Origin of the sequence: Burkholderia sp. Se-20373, assembly GCF_017104705.1 — a bacterium.
GTDB lineage: Bacteria > Pseudomonadota > Gammaproteobacteria > Burkholderiales > Burkholderiaceae > Burkholderia.
This window is the reverse complement of sequence record NZ_JAAGPH010000225.1, coordinates 1-8,276: the sequence shown is the minus strand read 5'-3', so window position 1 is coordinate 8,276 and position 8,276 is coordinate 1. Positions and strand designations below refer to the sequence as shown.

The window sequence follows — 8,276 nt, the reverse complement described above, 5'->3', positions numbered from 1 at the left end:
TGCGGTCCGCCTTCGACTGGAAATCAGCGATGAACCAGTTTGCTATCCTGTTCGGAGAGCGATTTATGCAGGCGCGCGGATAACGTGCTGTTCAACCGCCTCGCCCACAAAAATGCGGACAGGTTCCGGATTTCGAGTCAGCACATGTCGACGACTCACTCGAAGAAGCTGAAACCAACCTGCGCCGTGGTGGCCGCTCGAAACCAACCGAGCGCGCACGCTTGACGCGCCCTGTCCCAATAAAGCCGAGAACCCCCGGCCTATGCTGACTCCGAAAGCCATGTACTGCGCGTTGATTGACACGGCGCCGAGCCCGAGGTGCCCGCTGATGGACGCAGAACTGTACCGAGGGTGTTTGATTTGGGGACATGCCATCCGGCAGGGCGACGGATATGCTGCCAGCGGCACCATCACGCGAAACAACAAGCTCGTTGAGACCTCGGGCGTGCTGGGTCAGTTTTGAGACAGAGAATGAGGCTGAACTCGCTGGCCTCAGATGGTGCCGAGCGTGGGCGGACAGCTACGGTTGAAAGGGCATCCATCTCTGCGCGCGTGCGCCCCCGCAAATCCTCTTCAGCCATGCACGCCTCCGGCGTTTATCGCACCACCGAGAAGCCCTTGCCGTCGCTGAACGGAACGCCTCGGCGAACGAGGGTTGTATCAACCAGTCCGCCGCGACGCGAGCAGATTGCCTGGCTCTTATCGCCTTCGTGAAAGAGTTTTGCCTTCATAGCCTTCTAAATCACCGGTGGCCGCTGCATTTTTCCTTGCGGGTTAGACGAGCCTGCGCGGACGCCTTTGCCCGAGATTTTCCGAGCTCAATGGCAACCCGCACGTCCATCTCAAGTGCTCCCCGGTCTTTTTCTGGAGACGCCAGCTCGGTGAGAGCACCATCCCGTCCGATGAGCCACAAGGCAGTTGCATAGAGGCCAATACCCACACCCGGTTCGCCGGCTTCTATGCGCATCAGAGTCGGAACGGTTACCCCAAGTCGGGCCGCCCATGTGGCAAGTGATTCCTTTCTGCGCAGACGAGCGACAGCCAGGTCCGCCCCGAGTCGCTCGAGAGCAGCGATGGTGGCAGGCGGCATTTGCTGGAGGGCACGAGAGGTCTTAGGCATAAAAAAGATTGACGTGCATGTCGGTACTCCGTGCAAATCTTCTTTACGATTTGCGTCTCCGCTCATCGGCCAAGTGCCCGGGCCACCCCGTCTCTTGCCTCTCCATCGCTTCGCGACGTCGCTCATACGCCTCGTCGCGCAGCAGGCGTTTGAGCTTCAACCCGAGTTCGAACGACGACATCGTACGAGCATCAACGTACTGTCGCGGCGTCATCGCGCCAAGGACTTGCCTAAGACCGTGCTCCATAGCGTCAGCAAGCATGCGTTCGACCGTAGGCGGGACGCTGTTGGTCAATTTCGTGCGCGACATATTGCTTCGCATCGTTCTTCCTCGATACCTGCTGTGTGCCTTCGAGCATGCAGTGCCGCCGACCGCTGTTGATTAAGAAAATCGTTCGCGCAGTTTGCGCCGCAGAAGGTCGACGACAGCAGGGTCGCCCAACCCACATTCGGACTGACAATGGACAAGCCGCTCTCTGCAGCTCTCGAATCCGTCCATCCGGTCATCAATCCCAATCCATTCAAGGGCGTCGCGTCCTTGTCGGCGAACATAGTCGAGAACTTGGGCACCTCTCGAGAGCATTGGCCACAACTGCTCGTCGAACTCACACCCCTCATATGTGGCGCCAACCACTCTTGCGCGAAGCGAGGGCGACGGCAACTGCAAGCAGGTGTAGTCGACACCGAATCGATAAGCCCAATCGCTTGAAAGGACAATCTGCACGTTCGGATACGGACTCAGCACCTCATCCAGGACGGGGAGGTGCTCGAACAGCTCGATGTGGCCCGGCGCACTGCTAACAATGCGGCTGCCTGCGACATAAGAGTTGCCCCGGTGCAGCACACCGTCGATGTCGAGAAAGAGAATCTGACGCATTGCCGTCAGTGACCGTTGCGACGGTATATCGCGGGCTGGCGAGAAATCTCCAGTGTCGGGCAGTCGCCACCCATCACTGCCTGCCGATGGGAGAATTGAGGAAACATCGCGCGTAGTAGTCGCAACGCAATGTCCCAAATTCCATCAGTGTCTCTGCACTCGATAGCGCCTATTTCACATATGGCGGCGTCGGCGTCCCAAACGGTTGCAGAAACCAGGCAGTTTTCATAGGTAACGCTCATCCAGGCTGCTGACTTAGCAGGGCCAGCCGAATTCTTCGTAACCCAGTCGATAAAGATGGTCATCGAACTCCGAGGCTGCACACGTGGCTCGAGAAGCGGGTAGTAGGGCCTCGCCGCGAATGCGAGGCTCGCGAGCATCGCAGACAGGCAACGGTGCGCCTCTGAAGACTCGCTCGCTGCAGCTTTCGGTACGCTCGCTTGGCCTTCAATCATAGACAGCAGCGCGAGCGATTCGGCCGGGCACTCTGATTCGCCTGCGTATGCGCGGGCACACCACAATATCGGAGCGTCAAGTGGCTCCATCATCAATCGCTTCCTGCCCCTGGAATGCGCAACATCTCCGTGTCCGTGTTGAACATTCGAAAGTTCTGCTGCCTGCCATGGGCAAGGTAGCGCTGAACGCGCTGCATCCACGGATTGCCGGAGGTCGCTCGCATGACATCGTCAGTAGTGACAGGTTTTTCGGCAGCTTCGCCGTGTTCTTCCAGAAGCGCTCGCAGGCCGTAAGCGGCCTCTTCGTCAAAACCCGTGTCTACGCCAACGTTCACGCGCCTTGCCGCCGTCACCGCGCTGAACTCGAAATCCGTCGACGCGACAACAACGTATTCGGCGGACCGGGACGCCATGAATGTCGATATCTGCTCTTCTTTCGTGCCGCCGACGACTCTCACTGAATTTACGATACGCTGCCCGAACGGGGTGCATTCCCGCCGCAAAAACTCGAGGTCATAGAGCAAAGGCCAGTCGTTTGCAATGACTACGAAAACCCCAGGGAACGGCTCAATTGTCTGTGCGAACAGGCGGGCGTCCGATTCCAGCGAACGAGTAGCCTCGGGCTCGCTCTCGCGAGTCGTTATGGACGGATGTCGGTCAATCGCGCCCAGAACGCCGCTGACACTAAAAAAGACGAAGACCATGCAACCTCGCTGATGAGAAACCAGTTGTGCCTACGGGAATGTCGTCGACTTGGCACCATGCGAGCACCAGAACCGACGAGCGAGACGCTCGAATTGTAGGCATTTTTAGTGCACTCAACAAGTTTACAACGTTTTTCGTGCATCAAAAGTGTTGTAGACGGAAACGCTGCCTAGACGAATAGTGACGGCTTTTCAATTCGTCTATTTGCATGGTCGATTACGCAGAATTTTTTGCGGCAGCGATGCGGCGGCGCCGGGAGGAGCTTGGTCTCGCGCAGGAAGCCCTTGGCGCAACGTTAGGCCTCGACAGGAACAGCATTAGTCGCCTCGAGCGCGGCTCACTAAATATCTCTCTAGATAAGGCGAAGGCTATTGCCGAAGCGCTCGGGGTTAGCTTGGGGTCCCTGCTCGGGGACCCGGCTCCAGCCAGCAATCAACAGGTGCAAACGAGATTTGGCGAAAGGGTCCGCTCGCTTCGAACTGAGCATGGCCTGAAACAGCGGGAGTTGGCCGAGCGGATGGGCGTTGACAGGAACCTCGTGAGCGGCATCGAGTCCGGAAAGCGAAGCGCCACCCTAAGAACCCTTCAGCTCTTTTGCCAGGGCCTACGCGTCAATCCATCTGACCTTCTCTGAAAGCCGTAGGCGCAATCCCAGCCGGAGCCTGCTTAGGCGACTTCATAGCGTCTGCATGGAGAAAACCGTGCCACAGGGTCCGACAGCGGCTGATTTCGTTTCACCCAAGCGACCTAAGGGACAGCCGCATGCTGTCGTTCGAAGCCTAGGCCGGGGCTCGCGCACCGACTGACTCGAGAACGGAGTCGCAAATTAGGCAAAACTGCGCTAACGCATTGGCGTTCTACCCCGAACATTCCCACGCAACATATGACTGAACAAGGTCAGCGAGCGCCCCGAAATCTTCGCGAGGAGGCGCTGGCCACTCATGACCGACGAGGCCACTAGAGTCCGAGTACAGACTAGTGAACATCCCGGAAAGGAGGGCGACAACCCTTCTCTCTCAACCTTCTTTCTGATTAACGTCGGTTGACCATCCAGAAAGCCCTCATGGATAGCCACGCACGGTGTCGGGTTCCGCAGAAAAAATGGTACTTTTATCCAAAGTACCAAGCCGAATTCGGCTGCAATCCAATGTCAGTGGTAGGTTGGTACTTTTTTTGGTTCCAGAAACACATGCGCGTCGCCGATGAAATACGTGAACCAGCGCGGCGTGTAGCCCGTCAGCCGGCCAACGAGTTCCAGCAGCGCGGCCCCTTCCGTCAGGTTGAACGGCGTACCGAGGCCGACGTCGTTGCTGCGGATGTACAGGCACAGCGAGATTTCGCGCTTCGTCGCATTCGGCAGGAACTGGTACAGCAGGTGGCACGCCGGTAGCGCGATCTGGTCGAGCACGGCCGGATTCCACGCGTGAAACAGGATGCGGCGGTCGGACGGATTCTCCATGATCGTGTCGAGGCACTGGCGCAACTGGTCGATCGCCTTGTACAGCAGCACCTTCGGCGCGCCGTCTTCGTCGAAACGCGTGACGATCCGGAAGCCGCGGCGCGTCGCATCGGCGATCTGCGCGTCGGCGCCCGCGTCGAGCACCTTGTAGCCCGGCCACTGGCGCCATTGCACGCCGTATACGTCGCCGAGATCGTCGACGCCCTGGCGATACGGGTTCGCGAGCCATTGCGCGTTCTCGTTCGCGTTCGCATCCCACACCTTGCAGCCGAGCGCGCGGAAATCGGCCGCGCTGCGCGTCGCGCGCAGGAAGCCGACCAGTTCGCCGATCGCGGACTTGAATGCCAGCTTCTTGGTCGTCACGGCCGGAAAGCCTTGCTGCAGGTCGAAGCGCAGCATCGCGCCCGGCATGCTGATGGTGCGGATCCCCGTGCGGTTCTCCTGCCAGGTGCCGGTATCGAGAATGGTACGAACGAGATCGAGATACTGTTTCATGCGGGTTCCTTCGGCCGCGAGGGCGGCCGTACCCGCCAATTTTAGCAAGCGTGGTGAGGAAGCTCCGGCAACGGCGCCGAAAACCCTGCCAGCGTGTCGCCGCGATCGCGCATGCCGTGTGCGCACATCAGCCGGTAGAGCGTGACGCGCGACACACCGAGTTCGCGTGCGGCATCCGCGAAACGGCCGCGATGGCGCAACAGCGCCTGCTCGATCGCCTGCCGTTCGGCCGCCTCGCGCGCCTCCAGCAGCGACACGGGTGCGAGCGTCGCGAAGTCGTTCAGCTCGAGATCCGCCGCGGTGATCATCCGGCCTTCCGACATGACGATCGCACGGCGCACGCGATTGATCAGCTCGCGCACGTTGCCCGGCCACGAATAGCCGTACAACGACGCGACCGCATCAGGGGAAAAGCCGCGCAGGCGACGATGCGCGTCGCCCTTGAAACGCTCGAGCATGTGGCGCGCGAGCACCTCGATGTCCTTGCCGCGCGCGCGCAGCGGCGGCTCCTCGATCTTCAGCACGCACAGGCGATGAAACAGGTCCTCGCGGAACCGCCCTTCGCGCAGCGCCGCTTCCATGTCCACGTGCGTCGCGCAGATCACGCGCACGTCGACGGGCACCGACACATGGGCACCCAACCGCTCGATCTTGCCTTCCTGCAGGAAGCGCAGCAGGCTCGCCTGGCTTTCGAGCGGCAAGTCGCCGATTTCGTCGAGAAACAGCGTGCCGCCGTTGGCGGCCTCGACGCGGCCGATCTTGCGCTGGTTCGCGCCGGTGAACGCGCCGCGCTCATAGCCGAACAGTTCGGCCTGCAGCAGCGTCGACGGAATCGCACCGCAATTGATCGCGATGAAAGGCGCCTGCGCGCGCGACGAACGTTCGTGAATCGCGACCGCCGTCAGTTCCTTGCCCGTACCCGATTCGCCGGAGATGAACACCGGCGCGTCGGTCGCCGCGACGCGGCGTATCGTCCTGAAGAGCCCGAGCATCGCATCGCAGGTCCCGACCATTTCGCCTTCGCTGCGTCCGGCGCCGACGGGCGGCGCAACGGTTTCGGTCAGCGCGATCATCCCGTGTGCATGGCCGACGGTCTCGACGATCCGCGCCGTCTCGTACGGCATCGTCACGTAGTCGAAACAGTAGTCGCGAATGAGATGGCGCAGCGTAGCGTCCTGCAACTGGCCGCGACGCGTCGCCGCGATCCAGCCGATGTGCTGAATGCTCAGACAGGATTCGAGTTCGCGCAGGTCGGAAGGCTTGAAGCCCGGCGAAAAATCGAGCAGCCCGGCCGTTGCGACACCATGCTGCACGACGCGCCGTACGTCTCGCACGGTCTCCGCGAGATCGACACGCCAACCGCATTCGTCGAAATGGCCGCGCAACGCGTCGTTCGGTTCGCGCGAATAGTAAATCACGTGCCGCAGATCGGCGCCCATATGCTCACCCCGTTCATCAACCGTCTAACGATTGCCGTGCACGCCAGGTCACGTGCGAAAAGGATCGAATCGGGTCAGCCGAAGGCGGCTCGATTCGCCATGCCGATGCGTGGCGACGACAAAGCCTCGCATGATGGCGCTTATCTCGCGTCCAGTTATTTTGATCAAGACAGCTTAGTTATAGGCACTGAATACGACAATCCGATTTCAGCGCGGTGAGCGATGCGGCCGTATCGCTCAGGAGGTCGATGCATGTCAATCGTCTGCACATAGCCCCGGCGCAGCGATACGCTCTGTCATCAACACTTGCGACGATTTTCATCCTTGACGCGTATCGATTGAATCCGCAGTATTCCCGAGCCCCCTCGTTTCAGGCCTGAAACATTTTCAGCCGTTTTCCGACACAATTCGCAACGCTTGAGCACGAATCGCAGTCTCGACAACGGTCCCGGCGCGATGGCATGCATTTCGCTGAACATGGCAATCGTCGGAGACAGCGACCATGCGAAAACATCTTTTACTTTCTTTCGTGCCGATGACCATCGCGGTCGCGGTCGCCGGCCCGCCCGCGCCCGTACGCGCGGACGAAAGCACGAATCCGGATCGCGCCATGCTGCTTGCGGCAAACACGCCGAGCATGCAGCACGGCAACGGGTTCGGCATCGTGACCGTGTCGTCACCGCAACCGTTGCCGGCCGGCAGGACGTCAGTGACCCTGTGGGACGAGATCCCGCCACCGCCTCAATTGCCGACGCCACGTCCGGCACCGCAGCCGGGCGATTTGCAGCACGCGATGGAAGGCACCACGCAAGGCAGTACGCATCAGTGACGCACGAGCCGATCCACTTGATCAGGATGACGTATTGATTTGAGCGCGACGATACCGGCATCGTCGCGCTCGCAACACGAAACGGTTCTTGTGCTCCGTCCCCCGGCGGGCACTCTTTTTATTCATTCCGTCGCCGCGACGCGTTGACTCGGGCGTCGCGGCGCGCAGTGCGGAAAGGCGGATGCGCGCCCCCGGAACCGGCGCGTGCCGCCGTTCCGGTAAAATCGGCGCCATTCCCGTTTTCCTTTCCCCGACCTTCATGACGACGTTGACTCTGATCGTCGCGCGTGCCCGCAACGGCATCATCGGCCGCGACAACCAGTTGCCCTGGAAACTTCCCGAGGATCTCGCCTTCTTCAAGCGCACGACGATGGGCGCACCGATCGTGATGGGCCGCAAGACCCACGAGTCGATCGGCCGGCCGCTGCCGGGCCGCCGCAATATCGTGGTCACGCGCGATGCAACGCGTCGCTTCGACGGCTGCGACTCGGTCACGTCGCTCGCCGATGCGCTGACGCTCGCCGCGCGCGACGGCGTGCCCGAGGCGTTCCTGATCGGCGGCGCGCAGCTCTACACGGAAGGGCTCGCACTTGCCGACAAGCTGGTCGTCACCGAGATCGACGCCGACTTCGACGGTGACGCCTCGTTCCCGGCGCCCGACGCCGCGCAGTGGCAGGAAGTGTCGCGCGATGCCCACCAGGCGGCCGCGCCGAATACGTTCGGCTATGCGTTCGTCGTCTACGAGCGCAAGCGCGGCTGACGCGTCACGCATGTCAAGTCCTGGAATAGGTTGACAGTATCCAGGCACTAGAACGCCCGATGCACCGCATCGGGCGTTTTGTATTTCAGAGCCGTATGCGGTCGCTCATGGTTGTAGATGTGCACCGACTGTTCGAC

Annotated in this window: 9 protein-coding genes and 2 pseudogenes; 5 read left to right on the top strand and 6 right to left on the bottom strand. The window is 60.8% G+C overall.

Features of this window, described 5'->3' with window-relative positions:
• Positions 1 to 328 precede the first annotated feature (328 nt).
• A pseudogene (locus tag G3N96_RS36320) lies at positions 329 to 530 on the top strand (hypothetical protein).
• A 972-nt stretch (positions 531 to 1,502) separates the two neighbouring features.
• Here G3N96_RS36320 and G3N96_RS36315 read toward each other — a convergent pair.
• The 3 genes from G3N96_RS36315 to G3N96_RS36305 form a co-directional block, all read right to left on the bottom strand.
• Entirely contained in the window at positions 1,503 to 1,997 is a 495-nt protein-coding gene (locus G3N96_RS36315) for an HAD domain-containing protein (RefSeq protein WP_206140184.1), read from the bottom strand.
• 5 nt (positions 1,998 to 2,002) lie between these two features.
• Complete coding sequence (locus tag G3N96_RS36310; protein ID WP_206140183.1) at positions 2,003 to 2,302, bottom strand: hypothetical protein; 300 nt, start codon at positions 2,300 to 2,302, stop codon at positions 2,003 to 2,005.
• Positions 2,303 to 2,544: 242 nt separating this feature from the next.
• Positions 2,545 to 3,156 carry a hypothetical protein gene (locus tag G3N96_RS36305; RefSeq protein WP_241022992.1) on the bottom strand — a complete coding sequence of 204 codons (612 nt, stop codon included), beginning with the start codon at positions 3,154 to 3,156 and terminating at the stop codon, positions 2,545 to 2,547.
• A gap of 209 nt (positions 3,157 to 3,365) precedes the next feature.
• Here G3N96_RS36305 and G3N96_RS36300 point away from each other — a divergent pair, with 209 nt between their 5' ends.
• Positions 3,366 to 3,791, top strand: a complete 426-nt coding sequence (locus G3N96_RS36300) for a helix-turn-helix transcriptional regulator (protein WP_124750211.1) — start codon at positions 3,366 to 3,368, stop codon at positions 3,789 to 3,791.
• A gap of 549 nt (positions 3,792 to 4,340) precedes the next feature.
• Here the strand turns inward: G3N96_RS36300 and G3N96_RS36295 are convergent.
• Both G3N96_RS36295 and G3N96_RS36290 read right to left on the bottom strand, forming a co-directional pair.
• Positions 4,341 to 5,111: pseudogene (locus G3N96_RS36295) on the bottom strand (thymidylate synthase); the annotation flags it as partial.
• A gap of 41 nt (positions 5,112 to 5,152) precedes the next feature.
• Entirely contained in the window at positions 5,153 to 6,550 is a 1,398-nt protein-coding gene (locus G3N96_RS36290; protein WP_089494347.1) for a sigma-54 dependent transcriptional regulator, read from the bottom strand.
• Between G3N96_RS36290 and G3N96_RS36285 the strand changes: the two genes are divergently transcribed.
• From G3N96_RS36285 to G3N96_RS36275, 3 genes are all read left to right on the top strand, one after another.
• Positions 6,530 to 6,769: a hypothetical protein gene (locus G3N96_RS36285; RefSeq protein ID WP_241022994.1), complete on the top strand. Its 240-nt coding sequence runs from the start codon at positions 6,530 to 6,532 to the stop codon at positions 6,767 to 6,769. The two genes, G3N96_RS36290 and G3N96_RS36285, sit on opposite strands and share 21 nt — an antisense overlap.
• Positions 6,770 to 7,052: 283 nt before the next feature.
• Positions 7,053 to 7,379: a hypothetical protein gene (locus tag G3N96_RS36280; RefSeq protein WP_124575989.1), complete on the top strand. Its 327-nt coding sequence runs from the start codon at positions 7,053 to 7,055 to the stop codon at positions 7,377 to 7,379.
• A gap of 259 nt (positions 7,380 to 7,638) precedes the next feature.
• Positions 7,639 to 8,139: a dihydrofolate reductase gene (locus tag G3N96_RS36275; RefSeq protein WP_124575990.1), complete on the top strand. Its 501-nt coding sequence runs from the start codon at positions 7,639 to 7,641 to the stop codon at positions 8,137 to 8,139.
• 47 nt (positions 8,140 to 8,186) lie between these two features.
• Here G3N96_RS36275 and G3N96_RS36270 read toward each other — a convergent pair.
• Positions 8,187 to 8,276, bottom strand: a 90-nt coding sequence (locus G3N96_RS36270; protein WP_206139067.1) for an integrase core domain-containing protein, incomplete at its 5' end; no start/stop codon positions are given.

Coding starts and splice junctions, on each gene's coding strand:
- G3N96_RS36315 (WP_206140184.1), bottom strand. CDS start 1,997: ATGCGTCAGATTCTCTTTCTCGACATCGACGGTGTGCTGCACCGGGGC.
- G3N96_RS36310 (WP_206140183.1), bottom strand. CDS start 2,302: ATGACCATCTTTATCGACTGGGTTACGAAGAATTCGGCTGGCCCTGCT.
- G3N96_RS36305 (WP_241022992.1), bottom strand. CDS start 3,156: ATGGTCTTCGTCTTTTTTAGTGTCAGCGGCGTTCTGGGCGCGATTGAC.
- G3N96_RS36300 (WP_124750211.1), top strand. CDS start 3,366: ATGGTCGATTACGCAGAATTTTTTGCGGCAGCGATGCGGCGGCGCCGG.
- G3N96_RS36290 (WP_089494347.1), bottom strand. CDS start 6,550: ATGGGCGCCGATCTGCGGCACGTGATTTACTATTCGCGCGAACCGAAC.
- G3N96_RS36280 (WP_124575989.1), top strand. CDS start 7,053: ATGCGAAAACATCTTTTACTTTCTTTCGTGCCGATGACCATCGCGGTC.
- G3N96_RS36275 (WP_124575990.1), top strand. CDS start 7,639: ATGACGACGTTGACTCTGATCGTCGCGCGTGCCCGCAACGGCATCATC.